The following is a 16,687-nucleotide window of genomic DNA, read 5'->3' on the forward strand; positions in this document are numbered from 1 at the left end:
ACACTCCTAGACTGGTCTCGTGGTCGACAACGCTCTTGTGCCCAACAGCCCACTTCTGACTTCCCCCGGCGCGGTCACCGCACCGGACGGTTCGGCCGACATCGGTGTCGCGTGGCACTACGGCGATCCCCTCGGCGAACAGCGAACCGCGCAGCGCGCAGCAGTGGTGGTCGACCGCAGTCACAGATTCGTGATCGCCATTCCCGGCGACGAACGCCTCACGTGGCTGCACACGATTTCGAGCCAGCACATCGCCGCGCTCCCCGACGGCAAGAGTGCCGAGAACTTGAGCCTGGACGTCAACGGACGCGTCGAGCACCACTTCGTGCAGACGGACCTGGCAGGTGTCACCTGGATCGACACCGAGGCGAACCGCGGACCCGACCTTCTCTCCTTCTTGAAGAAGATGGTGTTCTGGTCCAAGGCCGAACCTCGAGACGGCAACGAACTCGCGGTCCTGAGCCTGATCGGACCCGAAGCGTCAACTGTCCTCGCCGCACTCGAGGTTCAGACACCCACCGAGGCCTACGACGCTCACGCCTTGGCCGACGGCGGATTTGTCCGCCGCATGCCGTGGCCTACCGAGAACTCTTTCGATCTTCTCGTCCCACGTGAGCAACTGGCAGCGTGGTGGACCAGGCTGACCGATGCCGGCGCCAAGCCCGCCGGCAGTTGGGCCTTCGAGGCACTGCGCGTCGAAGCGACGAGGCCTCGCCTCGGACTGGACACCGACGAACGGACCATCCCGCACGAGGTCCACTGGATCGGTGGGCCGGCCGAGCACGGCGCCGTCCACCTCGACAAGGGGTGCTACCGCGGTCAGGAAACCGTCGCCCGAGTTCACAATCTCGGCAAGCCCCCGCGCCATCTCGTCATGTTGCACCTCGACGGCAGCGCCGAAGCCGTCCCGGAACCGGGTGACCCGATCACGGCGGGCGGACGGGCCGTCGGACGCGTCGGGACCGTCGTCAATCATCACGAGCTCGGCCCCATCGCACTCGCTCTGATCAAGCGGAACATCCCGGTCGACACCGAACTGATGGCCGGCCCCAGCGCTGCGTCCATCGATCCGGATTCGATCGTCGCGGACGACGCACCCCAGGCCGGACGTGAGGCTGTCAACCGATTGCGCGGAAAGTGACGGGCACGGTCGACGCGGTCTGCGTCGTCCACACCGAACGTGACAGTGGCGTCAGGCGAGTCCCCCGTACCGCGATCGACAAGCGTCCCGTCGACGGCCGCGTCGCGGTAGGACGACTCGGTCTGGGTGGCGACTACGTCTGCGACACCGAGTTCCACGGCGGTGCCTTCCAAGCTGTCTACGCGTATCAGCGCGACGAAGCGCAGCGTTGGTCGGACGAATTGGGCCGACCTCTCGGCCCCGGATGGTTCGGCGAGAATCTTCACATCAGCGGGATGCTCGTCACGGACGCCGTGATCGGCGAGCGTTGGCACATCACCGGAGCCGAGGCGTCGGACGTTCTCGAACTCGAGGTGACCGCGCCCCGCGTCCCGTGCGGCACCTTCGGCATCTGGGCCGCGGAAAAGGGCTGGGTCAAAAGATTCACCGAGCGGACCGACGTCGGCGCCTACCTTCGCGTCAACCGGACCGGCACGATCGCCGCGGGCGATTCGGTCACCCGAGTCCACGTACCGGATCACGGAGTGACTGTTCGAGAGGTCTTCGCCGGAACGGATCCTGAGCGGCTTCGACGGCTCCTCGCAGAACACACCGACCTTGCACCGAACGTCACCGCGCGCGTCCAGAGGTTCATCGAACAAGCAGAAGCGCAGGTGCACTCGTGAGTATCGAATTGGTGGAAGTGGTCCGCTCCGGATTCCGCGAATGCGTGCATCGCGGATCGGCCGTCATTCTCGGCGCCGACGGCGAGGTCGTTGTCGGACTCGGGGAAATTCACACACCCATCTACCCGCGCTCGGCGAACAAGCCGCTGCAAGCCGTCGCTGCGCTTCGTAACGGCTTTGCACCCACCAGCCCGGAAGAGCTGGCCGTCGCGTCGTCCTCACATGCGGGCGAGGCCGATCACATCGAACTGGTCGCAGCGCTTCTCGCTCGCTACCAACTCGGTGTCGACCAGTTGCAGTGCCCCTCCGATCTGCCGGGCAACGAACTGGCCCGAGCCGAACTGATCGCAGCGGGCGAGCTTCCCAGCCCGATCTACATGACCTGCTCGGGCAAGCACTCCGCGATGCTCGCCACGTGCGTCGTGAACGACTGGCCGCTCGAGACGTACATGGAGCCGACTCATCCCCTCCAACTCGCGATCCAGGAGACGATCTTCGATCTCAGCGGCGAGGAAGAGCAGGAACTCGGCATCGACGGTTGTGGTCTCCCGATCGTGCCGCTCTCGCTCACGAACCTGGCTCGGGCATTCGGACGCCTGCCATCGGCTGAGCCCGACTCACCCGAACGAGCTGTGGCCGACGCGGTCCGCGAGAACCCCTTCCTCGTCTCGGGCACCGGCCGCAACGATCAGCGTCTGATGTCCGCAGTGCCGGGTCTGTTCTCCAAGACCGGATACGACGGCATCTACGCCGGAGCGCTTCCCGACGGTTCCGCTTTCGCCCTCAAGATCGACGACGGTCACGAGCGGGCGCTCCTGCCCTTGGCGGCAGCTCTGCTCAAGCGGATGAACACCGAGTGGACCGAGGAGTTGGCGGCTCTCGCATCCGCTCCGGTCTTCGGCGGCGACGCCCGAGTGGGGACGATTCGCGCAATTCCCGGAAACTTCTGAGCAGTTCTCACAAAGTTCTGACGAGTTCTTTCAGCATCCTGGCAGCTCGCGGCCATAGTGAGAGCAATCAGACACGGCGGTGAGGCCTTCGTGGAAGCGGAAGCGACTTTTCCACGCTAGAGTGTGTGTCAGGAAACTTACACACTCAAACGGGGCCGCCAAATTCCCCAGGCCGCCCCGCGAAAGCGCGAGGGGGTCAGCCATGGGCCGCGGCCGGGCTAAGGCAAAGCAGACCAAGGTTGCACGCGAATTGAAATACAGCGTACCGACCACGGATTTCGACAGCCTGCAAAGAGAGCTCGCAGGTGGATCGACCAACTCGCATCGGAGCAGTGTCCGATCGGACCAGACTTCCGATAGGGAAGGGCATGCGCGAGAGGACGACTACGACGACTGGCGGCGTTGACCGCGCACTGCCACCGCGCAGACTGTGAAATGAGGAAGAGCTGATCGCTCTTCCTCATTTTTGCGTTCGATTTTCCGCCTCGCGCCTACTTGTACGGACACACAAAACTGCCCCACCGGATCTCTCCGACGGGGCAGCTGACGTTGCGGTCTAGAAGCGCGGGTGGTCTCCGGCCAGGAACGCACGCTCTGCAGCGGCGTCCGACGCCTTCTTGACGCTACCGAGCGTCCAGCAGTCGATGTGGCGTGCGGTGAGGACGGCAAGTGCGCGGTCGACGTCCTCGGGTGCGACGACGGCGACCATGCCGACGCCCATGTTGAACGTCTGCTCCATCTCGGCGCGCTCGACGCGTCCGCGCTGCGCGATCATGGCGAAGACCGGAGCGGGGCTCCAGGTTCCGCGATCGAGTTCGGCGACCAAGCCCTTGGGCATGACGCGCGCGAGGTTGTTGGCGAGGCCGCCACCGGTGACGTGGCAGAACGTGCGCACGTCGGTCTCGGCAGCGAGTGCCAGGCAGTCCTTGGCGTAGATCTTGGTGGGCTCGAGCAGCTCCTCACCGAGCGTGCGGCCGAACTCGTCGACGTGTGCGCTCAGGTTCATGCGGTCGATCTCGAGCAGGACCTTGCGGGCCAGTGAGTAACCGTTGGAGTGCAGTCCCGAAGAACCCATCGCGATGACGACGTCGCCGGGGCGAACGCGATCCGGTCCGAGCAGCTTCTCTGCCTCCACGACGCCGACACCGGTGGCGGAAAGGTCGTAGTCACCGTCGGCCATGATGCCGGGGTGCTCGGCGGTCTCGCCGCCGAGGAGAGCGCAGCCGGCCTGGATGCAGCCCTCGGCGATTCCGCTGACCAATTCCGCGACGCGCTCGGGGATGACCCGGCCGACGGCGATGTAGTCCTGGAGGAACAGCGGCTCGGCGCCACAGACGACGAGGTCGTCGACAACCATGGCGACGAGGTCGAGTCCGACCGTGTCGTGCTTGTCCATCGCCTGCGCGACAGCGAGCTTGGTTCCGACGCCGTCGGTCGATGCGGCGAGCAACGGCTCCTTGTAGTCACCCTTGAGGGAGAACAAGCCGGCGAAACCACCGAGACCACCCATGACCTCGAGGCGGCTGGCCTTCTTGGCCAGAGGGGCGAAGAGTTCCACCGCCCGGTCGCCTGCGGCGATATCGACTCCTGCTGCCGCGTAGGAGGCGCCTGCGGTGCGGTGACTGTCCTCGGTCATCGGGTTACTACTCCAGCCTTGTATTTCTCGCGAGCACGTATTGCTCGTGCACAGGTAAGTGGTCTTGCAATGTGAAGTGTTTGCAATCCTCGTGACGCGAGATGGATCGTTCGACTCGAGACCCAGAGCGCGCACACAAATACCGACGATTACGCCCATACGCTACCGGACCGGCCCCCTCGGTGAGACCTCGCGTACCCCGAGACGTCAGTTCTGCAGCCGCGCACCGATCGAGGCGTGCAGTGCGCGCAGACTGTTCTGCCCGAGTGCGACCGTCTCGGATTCGATGTGTTTGAGGAGGTGTCCGTCGTGGACGACCTTCTCGCTCGACTGGATCAGTACCGTCCCGGCTCCGGTGAAATCGAACTGGCGTTCTTCGCCGGTATTCGCGCCGAACATGCTTCCGCGAACCGCGCCCAGGAAGCTCTGCATCCAGTCGGCATCGAAGTGGTGGGACGGCGACGGGCAGTCGGCCCAACCCACCAACGCCTGCGGGTCGATGCGCAGCGGCGGCTCCGCGAACATGACCGGGCCATTGGACGACGCCAGGAACTTGCCTGTCCCCAGTAGCGTCAAAAAGCCTGGGACGATGGACTGTTTGAGGTCCAGGCTCGTCTCGAAGGCGAGGAGATTGGCCGCGCGAATCGTGAGGTTGCCGTCGTCGAGGTCGTAGGAATTGATGTTGAATCCGCGGTCCCCGAGGATCAACTTGCCCTGTCCCTGAGCGAGCACCCAGTCGTCCGCGTAGAGCGGTGAAGAAAACCTGGCCGCGACGATCGCCGTCATGCTCGTGCGCCCGAGCGGCTCGAAGTTGATGTTTCCGTAGTACGCGATCATCGCACCCTTGGACGTGAACCACGGTTGTCCGGCCATCTCGACGCAGAAGGCGTAGTCGTTGCCCGGGACGTTGTCGTTGGCGGGCAGAGATGCCGGATTGTGAATTTCGATACCCATGCTCTGTGCCCTCTCAGAACTTCTGCTCGGACGCCTGGACCCAGACGGTGCCGGCGCCGGTCATCTTCAGCTGGATGGACTCCCCCGAGCCCTTGCCGACGGCCTCGCGCCAACCGACGTTCGCGGAGATGTCGACGTTGATCTGACCGATGTGGCACACGTATGCCTGCGGGTCGACGACGACCTGAGGATTGTTCGGACCGACCTGCAACGGAATCGCGCCCCCGTGCGAGAGAACCGCGACGCTTCCCTGGCCGTGCAACTGCGTCGTGAACAGTCCTTGACCGGTCATGGCGCCGCGTACGGCTCCGCGCACACCGCCCTGCGACGTGAGAGCGACTATCGAACTCTGGAGGTAACCGTCGTGTGCGAGGAGTCGGTCGGCTTCGACGGTGAGCATTGACGACCCGTCGAGGTGGATGACCTCGACGTACAAGCCGGCGTGCCCGTAGAAGACCTCACCGTTTCCCTCGGCCGCCATCATGCGTGCGTGTTCGCCGGACATCATGCGGCCGGCCATCCCGGCGATCCCGCCCATGTTCGGCATGGCGCCGGGCCCACCGCCCATGCTGTGCGGGATGAAGCGGACGTCGCCGGTGTAGTAGAGCATCGACCCGGTGCGGGCGAGCACGTTCTGTCCCGGTGCGAGGGTCGACTTGACGACCTTGCTGTTCACCAATTCCAACGGCATGGGTCAGCGCTCCTCAGGCTGGATGTAAACGACACCGGATCCGTCGAATCGCAGCGAGAACGCTTCACCGCTGCCACCGCCGATCGCGGAGCGCCAGGTGACGTCGGTGACGAAGCTCTGGTTCAGCTGACCGCGGTGAGCGACGAAGGCGTCGGGATCGGCAACCAGCGGATACTGCGGGCTGACTTCGAGCGCGATGATCGGTCCGCCCTTCGACAGCACCGCCACCAGACCGGTGCCGCTGACGACCGTCGTGAACAAGCCCTGTCCGGAACCTGCGCCGCGGAGGCCGGCAAATTTCACATCGGTTCGCAGCTGTCCGACCAGTGCGAGCAATTGTGAGGCTTCGACGTGCAAAGCGTCGTTGTTGAGCTCGATGATCGTGATGTCCTGGGCGTCGACCGCGAAGTAGACGGTGCCTTGTCCGCTGACTTCCATCAGGGACAGTGATTCACCTGCCGCCTTCTGTTTCAGCGCGGCACGCAGCCCGCCGCCACCGCCCATTCCGGCGTTCTTGAAGGTGATCGCACCCTCGTACGCCACCATCGAGCCGTTGATCGCTTTGATGGTGTCCCCCACCAGGTCTGCGACCAGGACCCGGTGCCCATCCATTCTCAGTTGCGCCACGGAGGGCACTATGCCAGATGCTCACGACGTATGCCGTGTCGTGGAACAGAAAGTCGTGAACAGAAAATCTGCCGCCCACATGCTGTGGACGGCAGATTCTCGGCTGTCGAATTTCAACGATTCTGATGTTCAGGGGCGGCTGAGCGCGCTCGCATTGTCGTTGTCGCGAGTGGCCGTCGAACCTGCGGTGCTCTCGAGCATCCCCTCGAGGACGTTCTTGCCGATCGAGGTTTCCTTGGGAAGCGCGATCGGGTAGGTCCCGTCGAAGCACGCGGCGCACAGACGGCTGGCCGGCTGCTCGGTGGCGGCGATCATGCCCTCGGTGGAGATGTATCCGAGGGTGTCAGCTCCGATGGAACGACGCACGCCGTCGAGCATTTCCTCGAACGTCGCGTCCTGTCCGCCTGCGCCGTTGGCAATCAACTCGGCCGGTGAGGCGAAGTCGATACCGTAGAAGCAGGGCCACTTGACCGGCGGCGAGGCGATACGGACGTGAATTTCGAGGGCGCCGGCTTCGCGGAGCATCCGGATGAGCGCACGCTGAGTGTTACCGCGGACGATCGAATCGTCCACCACCACAAGCCGCTTGCCGCGGATGACTTCCTTGAGCGGGTTGAGCTTGAGCCTGATACCGAGCTGACGGATCGTCTGCGACGGCTGGATGAAGGTACGGCCGACGTAGGCGTTCTTCATCAAACCCTGGCCGTAAGGAATGCCCGAACCCTGGGCGTACCCGACGGCTGCGGGGGTGCCGGACTCGGGAACAGGGATGACCAGATCACCTTCGGCGGGATGCTCGCTGGCGAGCAGACGGCCGATCTCGACGCGGGTCGAGTGGACCGAACGGCCACCGATGACGCTGTCGGGACGCGCGAGGTAGACGTACTCGAAAACACAGCCCTTGGGAGTCGGATTCGCGAAACGTGAGGAGCGAACGCCGTCGGCGTCGATCGCAAGCAGCTCACCGGGTTCGATGTCGCGAACGAACGACGCACCGACGATGTCGAGTGCTGCCGTCTCGCTGGCGACTACCCAACCGCGGTCGAGTCGACCGAGGCAGAGCGGGCGGATGCCGTGCGGATCGCGCGCTGCGTACAGCGTGTGCTCGTCCATGAAGGTGAGGCAGAACGCGCCCTCCAACGTGGGAAGCAATTCCATTGCGGCCTGTTCGATGGTGCTGTCGCCGGCAGCGTGTGCCAGGAGACCACCGATGAGGTCGGAGTCGGAAGTCGCTGCGTTGGGGCGCTTGTCGTTGACCAGGCCGGCTGCACGGGTGCGGCTCGCGAGTTCAGCGGTGTTGACCAGGTTGCCGTTGTGGCCGAGCGCGATGCCGGTACCGGCAGTGGTGGTACGGAAGATGGGCTGCGCGTTCTCCCACGTCGTGGAACCGGTGGTGGAGTAACGGCAATGTCCGACGGCGACGTGACCTGGCATCGCTGCGAGGGTCTGCTCGTCGAATACCTGGCTGACCAGGCCGAGATCCTTGAACACCAGCACCTGGGAGCCGTCGGCTACCGCAATGCCGGCAGCTTCTTGACCACGGTGCTGAAGTGCGTACAGGCCGTAATAAGTGAGCTTCGCCACATCCTCTCCCGGCGCCCAGACGCCGAATACACCGCATTCTTCGCGGGGCTCGTTCTCGTCCTCGTCGGACGGGTTCGAAGCGAGGAGATTTGGACTGTTGACCGACAGATCGGCACGAGTCACCGGGCGCTCCCTTTGTGGGCAGGGGTTGGGGGGCATCCACAGTCTACGGCCATTTTGGGACTCACTTCCCCTGAGGGCTGCCTTGGGTCTCAGATCACGCCGAAGCGAACCGGATGGTCTCTCTCTGTTACTGCGTCAACCACTCTGTCACTACGCCAACCCCTCTGTTGCTAGGTCAACCGCAGCAGTGGGAGCCAGTGCGCAATTTCGGGAGCGCGGCTACCTGAGGCGTCGACTCGTCCGTCACCTGAGGCCTCGGAGAACTCGAGCAGTCCGGTGACCATCTGCAACCACGTCCGAGCGTCCGTCTCGACGACGTTGGGCGGGGTTCCGCGCGTGTGACGCGGACCTTCGATGCATTGCACCGCAACAAACGGTGGGACCCGCACCTCGACGCTCGATCCGGGGGCGATCTGTTCGAGAGTGCGCGCACTCATCTTCACTGCCGCACCGAGTTCACTGCGCGAAGGCTTCGGCAGTTCCGGATCTCGAAGCCACGGGCCGACGGCCAGGACGGCGGCACGAAATTCGGCGGGGTCGACGGCGCGGCGGGGCGGCATCAGTTCACTCCCTGTCTGCGAGTAGCGATACGAACGGCAAGTGCGCCACCGGCATTCGTGGCCAGGTGCAGCAGGGCGGGGGCAAGTACGCTGCCGCCACGGCGGTGCAGCCACTCGAACAGCAATGCCGAAGCGCCGGTGAACGCCACGGCTGCGGGAACGTTGTCGCCGGCACCGCGGGCGGGGGCGACGTGCCACAGCCCGAAGGTCAGTGCGTGAACAGCCTGCGCGGTCGGCCTGTTCAGTTCGCGGCTCCAGACGGCCGACATCGCGCTACGGAACAACAGTTCCTCGGAGAGCACCGTCCCGAACGGGATGTGCAGGATGATCCATTCGAGGAAGTCTTCGCGGCCGTCTGCTCGCTCGTCGGCAGCGAGAGTCGCGCGCAAGGACGGAACGGCCAAAGCGACGCTGTAGCCGGTGAGGACCGCCCCCGCCGCGGCTCCGCCGAACTGAGCACCACCACGAATGCCGGTGTGCGCCAAGCCGAGTTCCTCGCGGGTGTAACCACGTGCGAGTAGGACTCCGATCGCCGACAGACCGGCCGCGGTGTTGACCACGGCGCGGGCTCGGGGCGAAAGACCGAATGCCGGAAGCACGACGTTGCTCCAGGTGATCGCGGTAGCGGAGAGCGCGATCGAGGCGACTCCCCTCACTTCTCGGGGCCCTCTGATTTCACGGCGACAACCAAAGCCGACCGCACTCGCTCGGTTTCTGCGGCCGTCCATCCCTCGGGCTGGGCGACGCTGATCCAGGCGTCCAGAACGGAGGTTCCGTAATTGTGACCGTGACCGTCGGGAACTCCCGCGGCGTTACCGAGGTCTGCAGACACCTGCCAGAACGTCACGACCGGGAACCATTTCATCGACGGCGAGCGGTCGAAACCGGGTACTTCCTTGAGCCACTCGGGCCGATTGAACATGAGGTCGGGTGACCACCACACCACTGGATCGGAAGGGTGCTGGACAAACAGAACCCGCGGCTGCGGCCACGTCATCCCGTCGGTCGGAATGTCTTCGGAGCGATCCGCGAACCGCACACCGGCCAAGCCGTCCGCGTAGACAGGAGCTACTTCGGGAGTGCCTGGATCGCGCCTCTTCTCGATCGAACGCCACAACTGCGTCGCGTTCGGTGGGCCAACCCACAGAATTCCGTCGGCGGTATCGCGTGCCGCCTGCAGTGTGTCGAAGGCTCCGGCGCCGGCCATGACGCCGAGGCTCTCGCCGTAGACCATGAACTTCGGCCTGGTGGCTTCCGGTTCCTGGAGCCATCTTTCGTGTACCCGCTCGATCAACAGGCGTCCGGCAGCTTGCGCCTTCTCCTGGTCGGCGAGGAACGAGATCCAACTCGGCAGGTACGAGTACTGGCTGGCGACAAGAGCAGTGTCGCCGTCATGCACAAGTTCGATTGCCTGTGCCGCAGTGGGATTGACCCACCCCGTACCCGTCGTCGGAATGACCACGAGGACCTTGCGTTGGAAGGCGCCGGTTCGCTCCAGCTCCTTGATGACCAGATCCATACGCTCTTCGGGATCTTCGGCGCTTTCAAGTCCGGCATATACGCGAATCGGATCCATCGCAGGCTTACCGGTTGCCGCTTCGAGTTCCTGCGCGTCGAGTCCGCGCGAGACGAAGTTTCGTCCCTCGAACCCCAATGTGTCCCAGGGAGCGGCTGATTCGGGGCTACCCGATTTCATCGGATCCTGCGGTTCGACGACGCCGTCGCGAGTGGTCGAGTTCTGCAGACTGAAGATCGAGTTGGTCGCTGCATAGATTCCGCGGACCAGGACGCCGTCGACCAGCATGAAGAACAGGACGGTGACAACCAGGGCACCGACGCCATTGGCCACCGACCGTGACCAGTGGAACCGCCGCATCAGCTGTCGGGCAATCAGTTTCACCAGATCGTGGAGGACCCGCCAGATCGAGATGAGCAGGCCACCGACGAGCAGGCTCAGTCCGAGGGTTCGGATGTAGCCGGAAGTGGTCGTGCCTTCGGCATCGGTCAGTGCCGCGATTTCACGTTGCCACCCGGCCGCGTAGACCAGCATGATGATCGCCGCGACGATGGACGCGACCGGAACGAAGACCTTGATCGCGGAAGGCACCGGCTCGGGCAGTGGCCACCACCGTCGCCCGCTGAGCAGGTATCGCTCGACAGCCCAACCGATCGCAGTACCGACGCCGTAGCCGATGGCCGAGTTGATTCCGCCGATCAGACCTTGGAAAAGCCAATCGCGCGGCAACAGCGAAGGGGTCAACGACCAGCAGAAGAAGAACGCGGCAAACGCGATGCCGGTGAAGTCGAGTTTGAGGAGCCCCCACGCCCACTCGGTGAAGCGGTTGTCGAGCTTCTCGAGGGGTGCGGGAACAGCCAGCCGCAGGTGGTGTTCCTGCGGCTGGCTGTCAGAAGAAGTCAGTTCTCCGGAATCGACCATCTATCACCCGAACAGTGCGGGCAGCGTTCCCTCGAAGGCCTCACGGAGCTTGGCCATCGTGACGGAGAAGTGTCCCTGGACCTCGACGGAGTCGCTGCCCTCGTCGACGACCCCGATACGCGTCCACGGCAAGCCGCGGGCGGTGCACATACCGGTGAAACGAGTCTCCTCGGTACGCGGAACTGCAACGAGGACACGTCCCGACGATTCCGAGAACAGGGTCACGAACGGATCTGCGCCCTCGGGAATCAGGATGCGGCAACCGGTTTCGCCGGCCAGCGCGGCTTCGACGACAGCCTGGGCCAGTCCACCCTCGGAGAGGTCGTGGGCTGCGGTGACGAGACCGTCACGCGAAGAGGCGAGCAGAATGTCGGCGAGCAGTTGCTCACGGGCGAGGTCGACCTTCGGCGGCACGCCACCGAGGTGACCGTGCTCGACCTGCGACCAGATGGAGCCGTCGAACTCGTCGTGGGTGTCGCCGAGCAGGATCAGCGTCTCGCCGGGCTCGAGTCCGAGGCCCGTCGGGATGCGGCGGTGAACGTCGTCGATCACACCGAGGACGGCAACCACCGGCGTCGGCAGGATTGCCGTGGATCCGGTCTGGTTGTAGAAGCTGACGTTGCCGCCGGTGACGGGGATGCCGAGGGTGGCGCAGCCGTCGGCAAGGCCGCGAACGGCCTGCTGGAACTGCCACATGACACCCGGGTCCTCGGGAGAACCGAAGTTCAGGCAGTTGGAGACGGCCTTGGGCGTTGCGCCCGTGACTGCCACGTTGCGGAAAGCCTCGGCCAACGCGAGCTGCGCACCGGTGTACGGGTCGAGCGCGGTGTAGCGGCCCGAAGCGTCGGTGGACAGTGCGATCCCGCGTCCGGTCTTCTCGTCGATGCGGATGACACCGCCGTCGGCGTTCTCGGCCAGGACGGTGTTTCCGCGGACGTAGCGGTCGTACTGCTCGGTGATCCACTTGCGGCTGCACAGGGCAGGCGAGGCGATCATCTTCAGCAGGGTCGCTTCGAGCTCGGCGTCGGTTTCGGGACGCTTCAGTCCGGCGGTCGTATTCGCGATCAAGGCATCCTGCGTTGCCGGACGCTCGACGGGGCGGTGGTAAACCGGACCCTCGTGCGCGACGGTGCGCGGGGGAACGTCGACGACGGTCTCGCCGTGCCAGGAGATGGTGAGGTGCTCACCGTCGGTGACCTCGCCGATGTCGGTGGCCAGGACGTCCCACTTCTTGCAGACCTCCATGAACGCATCGACGTTCTCGGGCGTGACCACGGCGCACATGCGCTCCTGCGATTCGCTCGAGAGCACCTCGGCCGGGGTCATTCCGGTGGCGCGCATCGGAACCTTCTCGAGGTTGATGTGCATGCCGCCGTCGCCGGCCGCAGCCAGCTCGGAGGTGGCGCAGGACAGCCCGGCGCCGCCGAGGTCCTGGATGCCGACGACGAGGCCGGCCTTGTAGAGGTCGAGACAGCACTCGATGAGCACCTTCTCGGTGAACGGGTCGCCGACCTGAACCGCGGGCAGCTTCTTACGTCCGCCGGTGTCTCCACCCTCGTCGTCGAACGTCGCCGACGCGAGGACCGAGACGCCGCCGATTCCGTCGAGACCGGTGCGTGCGCCGAACAGGATGATCTTGTTGCCCGCGCCAGAAGCGAAGGCCAGATGCAGATCCTCGACGCGCATGACGCCGGCAGCGAGGGCGTTGACCAGCGGGTTACCTGCATAGGACTCGTCGAACACCGTCTCGCCGCCGATGTTCGGCAGGCCGAGGGAGTTTCCGTATCCACCGACACCGCGCACGACACCGTCGACGACGCGACGGGTATCAGGGGCGTCAGCAGCACCGAACCGAAGCTGATCCATGACGGCGATCGGACGAGCACCCATGGCCATGATGTCGCGGACGATGCCGCCGACACCGGTCGCCGCACCCTGGTAAGGCTCGACGTACGACGGGTGGTTGTGGCTCTCGACCTTGAACGTGACTGCCCAGCCGTCACCGATGTCGACGACGCCGGCGTTCTCACCGATACCGGCCAGCATGTTGGCGCGCATCTCGTCGGTGGTGGTCTTGCCGAAGTATCCGAGGTGGACCTTGGAGGACTTGTACGAGCAGTGCTCGCTCCACATCACCGAGTACATCGCCAGTTCGGCGTCCGTGGGACGGCGGCCCAGGATCTCCTTGATGCGTGCGTATTCGTCGTCCTTGAGACCGAGCTCCTTGAACGGCTGAGCGGCATCGGGATCAGCCGATGCGTGCGTGACGGTATCGACCTGGTGAGCAGACACTGGAGAGTGGTCCCTTCCCTACGGGAGTCAAGAGGCAAGCCGGCGCGGAGCGGGACACCACGAATGTGCCCAACGAAAGAACGTGCCGGGGGACAGTCTATCGGTGTGGGCCGACGACTTCCGCAGACGGCAGCACCCGCAACACCTCCGGGCCTGCGAAGTATCGCCGGTCACACCCGCCCCGGTTGGGTGATCCGGTCGGTTTTCCTAAAGTCAGGGCCGGTCCACTCTCTCCCTCGAAAGGTCTCGCATGCCCCAGGATGTTCGTCAGTCCGACCTCACGGCACAGTCCCAGTCGGTGACCACTCCCCTCACTCCGGCTGCGATTTTCCTGGTCGCGACCGTGAATCCGGGTGGCGAGAACACCACACGAGAACTACTCGCCGACGTCGCCGGCCTACAGCGCGCCGTGGGGCTGCGCGTCCCCGGATCAGGTTTGGATGTGGTGACAAGCATCGGTTCGTCGGTTTGGGATCGACTGTTCGCCGGTCCGCGCCCCGCGCTACTGCACCCGTTCACCGCTTTGCAGGGCGACGTTCACTGGGCGCCGTCGACTCCCGGCGATCTGCTCTTCCACATCCGCGCGATGAGCATGGATGCGTGTTTCGAGGTGGCTCGGCAGATCACGAAGCGACTGCACGGCGCAGCCACGGTGGTCGACGAGGTTCACGGCTTCCAGTACTTCGAGAACCGCGACCTCATCGGCTTCGTCGACGGCACCGAGAATCCGGTGGGCCGCGACGCCGTCGCCGCCGTGACTGTCGGAGACGAAGATCCTGCGTTCACCGGAGGAAGCTACGTCCATATCCAGCGCTACATCCACAAGATGCGGGACTGGGAAGCAATCACCGTCGACGAGCAGGAACGTGTGATCGGACGCAGCAAGCTCGAAGACATCGAGATGACGTCCGAAGTGAAGCCGGCCAACTCGCACGTAGCCCTCAACGCAATCAAGGACGAGAACGGCAAGGCTCTCGAGATCCTGCGTGCCAACATGCCGTACGGGCGCCTCGGCGACGACGAGATCGGCACCTTTTTCATCGGCTACTGCCGCACGCCGGCGATCACCGAACGGATGCTCGAGAACATGTTTCTCGGCAACCCTCGCGGCAATTACGACCGTCTGCTCGATTTCTCGACGGCCGTGACGGGCTCGATGTTCTTCACTCCGAGCGCCGACTTCTTCGAGGATCTACCGGCTACACCCGCTGGGCTCTCAGCCGTTTGACTGCCCGCTCCCAGCTACCCACCCTCTAACTACGCGGCGTGAGGAACGCACCGAGCGCGTCGGCATACATGCGGACATCTGCCGCGCCCATCAGCTCGCGGGCAGAGTGCATCGCGAGCTGAGGCGCGCCGACGTCGACGGTGGACAGTCCGGTGCGTGATGCCGTGATCGGTCCGATGGTGGAGCCGCACGGCAGATCAGCGCGGTGGACGTAGCGCTGCATCGGCACTCCCGCCTGATCGCACGCGAGCGCGAATTCGCCGGCACCGGCCGCATCGGTGGCGTAGCGCAGGTTCTGGTTCACCTTGAGTACCGGCCCACCGTTGATCTCGATCCGATGAGCGGGCTCGTGGCGGTCCGGGTAATTGGGGTGCGTCGCGTGTGCCATGTCGCCCGACGCGCATACCGAGCCGGCCATCGCCTGCAGGAATTCTTCGCGGCCACCACCGCGTCCCAACACGATCCGCTCGAGCACGGTGTTCAGCAGGTCCGAGAAAGCTCCGCGATCGGACATGCTGCCGACCTCTTCATGATCGAAGAGAGCAAGCACTGGGACCTGCTGACCGGGCGACTCAGCCGCGGCCAAAAGTGCTTGTGTCCCTGCATAACACGTGCCCTGATTGTCGAGCCTGGGGGCGCTGACCAATTCCTTGTCCACCCCCACGACTGCGCTGGGCGCAAGGTCGTGTGTCATCAATTCCCAGCCGAGAACCGACGACGCGGCTACACCCGCACGCTCGGCGACAAAGCCGATGAACGACTTGGGCTTCGAACCCACGCCCCAGATTCCGTTGACGTGCCTCTGCGGATCCAGCGTCACACCCTTGCGATCTTCGGACAGGTGGATAGCCAGCTGCGGAACACGAAGAATCGGGTCGTCGATGCGAACCAGCTTCTGCTCCACAGTGTTTCCCACCCGGACACTCAATCGTCCGGAGATACCGAGATCGCGGTCGAGCCAGGAGTTCAGCCACGCACCGCCATACGGTTCGAGGCCCACCATCTGCCACCCGGCCGAAGTGAGGTCGGGATGCTGTTTGACCCGCAGGTTGGGGCTGTCGGTATGACCTCCGACAATCCGGAACGGAGCGGTACTTCCCACGCCCTCGGTGCTCCAGGCGATCAGCGAACCGCCTCGCATGAGGAAGTACCGTCCGGGCTCGGCTGGCCACGACTGCGTTTCGTGGACTTCGACGAACCCGCCGGCCGTCAGCTCGGTCGCCACCGTCGCGCACACATGGAACGGCGACGGTGACGAATCGACGAAGCTGCACAAGCCGTCTGCGTCGGCCCCGGTCGGAGAAGCCGCCCCGGCCCGAGCCGTCCGAGAAGTCTGAGAAGTCATGCCTCTCATCATGCCCGAACAGGTGTCCGGGATATCAGTGGCCACGAATCAGGTGGGCACAGAATCGGTTAGCTCAGGCGTGAGGACCGGATACGCAGAACTGATTCCCATCAGGATCGAGGAGCGTCACCCAGCGGAAACCGTCCATGTTCTCGCGGTGGTGCTCGGTAGCTCCGGCCTCGACGAGCCGCGCCACCTCGGCGTCGAGATCCGGACTCCCCAAATCGAGATGGATGCGATTCTTGCCGGCGGTGGGGTCCGGGACCTTCTGGAATGCGAAGTTGGTGGCGCTGTCAGGGACCGCGACGATGTAGAACCAACCGTCGTTTTCCTCGACGATGTTTCCGCCCAACTGCGCTGCCCACCACGTTGCGAGCGGACCGGGATCGAGACTGTCGAAGGTGATCATGCCGAGTGTGAGAGTCATGCGCACACGCTAATGGAAGCCACCGAC

At 64.5% G+C, this 16,687-nt stretch carries 16 protein-coding genes; 5 read left to right on the plus strand and 11 right to left on the minus strand.

Annotated features, from left to right (window positions below; all coding sequences use genetic code 11):
- Positions 1-19: 19 nt before the first annotated feature.
- From ygfZ to ACVZUB_RS23990, 4 genes are all read left to right on the plus strand, one after another.
- Positions 20-1,141 carry a CAF17-like 4Fe-4S cluster assembly/insertion protein YgfZ gene (gene ygfZ, locus ACVZUB_RS23975; RefSeq protein ID WP_007733828.1) on the plus strand — a complete coding sequence of 374 codons (1,122 nt, stop codon included), beginning with the start codon at positions 20-22 and terminating at the stop codon, positions 1,139-1,141.
- On the plus strand, positions 1,138-1,806 hold the full coding sequence (locus ACVZUB_RS23980; protein ID WP_030535239.1) for an MOSC domain-containing protein: 669 nt from the start codon (positions 1,138-1,140) through the stop codon (positions 1,804-1,806). Before ygfZ ends, ACVZUB_RS23980 begins: the two co-directional genes overlap by 4 nt.
- Positions 1,803-2,756 (plus strand): asparaginase, encoded by a 954-nt coding sequence (locus ACVZUB_RS23985; RefSeq protein WP_003940365.1) that lies wholly within the window; start codon positions 1,803-1,805, stop codon positions 2,754-2,756. Before ACVZUB_RS23980 ends, ACVZUB_RS23985 begins: the two co-directional genes overlap by 4 nt.
- A 202-nt stretch (positions 2,757-2,958) precedes the next feature.
- The gene (locus ACVZUB_RS23990) at positions 2,959-3,162 is read left to right on the plus strand and encodes a DUF3073 domain-containing protein (RefSeq protein ID WP_003940337.1); all 204 of its coding nucleotides are present in this window, start codon (positions 2,959-2,961) and stop codon (positions 3,160-3,162) included.
- A 150-nt stretch (positions 3,163-3,312) separates the two neighbouring features.
- Here the strand turns inward: ACVZUB_RS23990 and purM are convergent, their stop codons facing one another.
- The 9 genes from purM to purL form a co-directional block, all read right to left on the minus strand.
- Positions 3,313-4,392, minus strand: coding sequence for a phosphoribosylformylglycinamidine cyclo-ligase (gene purM, locus ACVZUB_RS23995; protein ID WP_482627826.1), 1,080 nt, complete (start codon positions 4,390-4,392; stop codon positions 3,313-3,315).
- A gap of 207 nt (positions 4,393-4,599) precedes the next feature.
- On the minus strand, positions 4,600-5,346 hold the full coding sequence (locus ACVZUB_RS24000; protein ID WP_165639040.1) for an AIM24 family protein: 747 nt from the start codon (positions 5,344-5,346) through the stop codon (positions 4,600-4,602).
- Between the two features lie 13 nt (positions 5,347-5,359).
- Positions 5,360-6,037, minus strand: coding sequence for an AIM24 family protein (locus tag ACVZUB_RS24005; RefSeq protein WP_003939918.1), 678 nt, complete (start codon positions 6,035-6,037; stop codon positions 5,360-5,362).
- Positions 6,038-6,040: 3 nt separating this feature from the next.
- Positions 6,041-6,649 (minus strand): AIM24 family protein, encoded by a 609-nt coding sequence (locus ACVZUB_RS24010; protein ID WP_003940441.1) that lies wholly within the window; start codon positions 6,647-6,649, stop codon positions 6,041-6,043.
- A 144-nt stretch (positions 6,650-6,793) separates the two neighbouring features.
- A complete protein-coding gene (gene purF / locus ACVZUB_RS24015; RefSeq protein WP_003940541.1) occupies positions 6,794-8,371 on the minus strand; it encodes an amidophosphoribosyltransferase in 1,578 nt (525 codons plus the stop codon).
- A gap of 170 nt (positions 8,372-8,541) precedes the next feature.
- Positions 8,542-8,931, minus strand: coding sequence for a sterol carrier family protein (locus ACVZUB_RS24020; protein WP_007733822.1), 390 nt, complete (start codon positions 8,929-8,931; stop codon positions 8,542-8,544).
- Positions 8,931-9,587, minus strand: coding sequence for a CPBP family intramembrane glutamic endopeptidase (locus ACVZUB_RS24025; RefSeq protein ID WP_007733821.1), 657 nt, complete (start codon positions 9,585-9,587; stop codon positions 8,931-8,933). Before ACVZUB_RS24025 ends, ACVZUB_RS24020 begins: the two co-directional genes overlap by 1 nt.
- Positions 9,584-11,368, minus strand: coding sequence for an alpha/beta hydrolase (locus ACVZUB_RS24030; RefSeq protein ID WP_162114540.1), 1,785 nt, complete (start codon positions 11,366-11,368; stop codon positions 9,584-9,586). Before ACVZUB_RS24030 ends, ACVZUB_RS24025 begins: the two co-directional genes overlap by 4 nt.
- A 3-nt stretch (positions 11,369-11,371) precedes the next feature.
- Positions 11,372-13,660, minus strand: a complete 2,289-nt coding sequence (gene purL, locus ACVZUB_RS24035; protein WP_003940379.1) for a phosphoribosylformylglycinamidine synthase subunit PurL — start codon at positions 13,658-13,660, stop codon at positions 11,372-11,374.
- A 250-nt stretch (positions 13,661-13,910) separates the two neighbouring features.
- Here purL and ACVZUB_RS24040 point away from each other — a divergent pair, with 250 nt between their 5' ends.
- Positions 13,911-14,888, plus strand: a complete 978-nt coding sequence (locus ACVZUB_RS24040) for a Dyp-type peroxidase (RefSeq protein ID WP_064073430.1) — start codon at positions 13,911-13,913, stop codon at positions 14,886-14,888.
- Between the two features lie 25 nt (positions 14,889-14,913).
- On the opposite strand, the gene ACVZUB_RS24045 is transcribed toward ACVZUB_RS24040, so the two are convergent.
- Both ACVZUB_RS24045 and ACVZUB_RS24050 read right to left on the minus strand, forming a co-directional pair.
- Positions 14,914-16,233, minus strand: a complete 1,320-nt coding sequence (locus ACVZUB_RS24045) for a M18 family aminopeptidase (RefSeq protein WP_063315841.1) — start codon at positions 16,231-16,233, stop codon at positions 14,914-14,916.
- A 73-nt stretch (positions 16,234-16,306) separates the two neighbouring features.
- Positions 16,307-16,660, minus strand: coding sequence for a VOC family protein (locus tag ACVZUB_RS24050; RefSeq protein WP_020970627.1), 354 nt, complete (start codon positions 16,658-16,660; stop codon positions 16,307-16,309).
- Positions 16,661-16,687: the final 27 nt, after the last annotated feature.

This window comes from Rhodococcus sp. OS5, from assembly GCF_056837585.1.

Coding starts and splice junctions, on each gene's coding strand:
- ACVZUB_RS23990 (WP_003940337.1), top strand. CDS start 2,959: ATGGGCCGCGGCCGGGCTAAGGCAAAGCAGACCAAGGTTGCACGCGAA.
- purM (WP_482627826.1), bottom strand. CDS start 4,392: ATGACCGAGGACAGTCACCGCACCGCAGGCGCCTCCTACGCGGCAGCA.
- ACVZUB_RS24000 (WP_165639040.1), bottom strand. CDS start 5,346: ATGGGTATCGAAATTCACAATCCGGCATCTCTGCCCGCCAACGACAAC.
- ACVZUB_RS24005 (WP_003939918.1), bottom strand. CDS start 6,037: ATGCCGTTGGAATTGGTGAACAGCAAGGTCGTCAAGTCGACCCTCGCA.
- ACVZUB_RS24010 (WP_003940441.1), bottom strand. CDS start 6,649: ATGGATGGGCACCGGGTCCTGGTCGCAGACCTGGTGGGGGACACCATC.
- ACVZUB_RS24020 (WP_007733822.1), bottom strand. CDS start 8,931: ATGCCGCCCCGCCGCGCCGTCGACCCCGCCGAATTTCGTGCCGCCGTC.
- ACVZUB_RS24030 (WP_162114540.1), bottom strand. CDS start 11,368: ATGGTCGATTCCGGAGAACTGACTTCTTCTGACAGCCAGCCGCAGGAA.
- ACVZUB_RS24040 (WP_064073430.1), top strand. CDS start 13,911: ATGCCCCAGGATGTTCGTCAGTCCGACCTCACGGCACAGTCCCAGTCG.
- ACVZUB_RS24045 (WP_063315841.1), bottom strand. CDS start 16,233: ATGACTTCTCAGACTTCTCGGACGGCTCGGGCCGGGGCGGCTTCTCCG.
- ACVZUB_RS24050 (WP_020970627.1), bottom strand. CDS start 16,660: ATGACTCTCACACTCGGCATGATCACCTTCGACAGTCTCGATCCCGGT.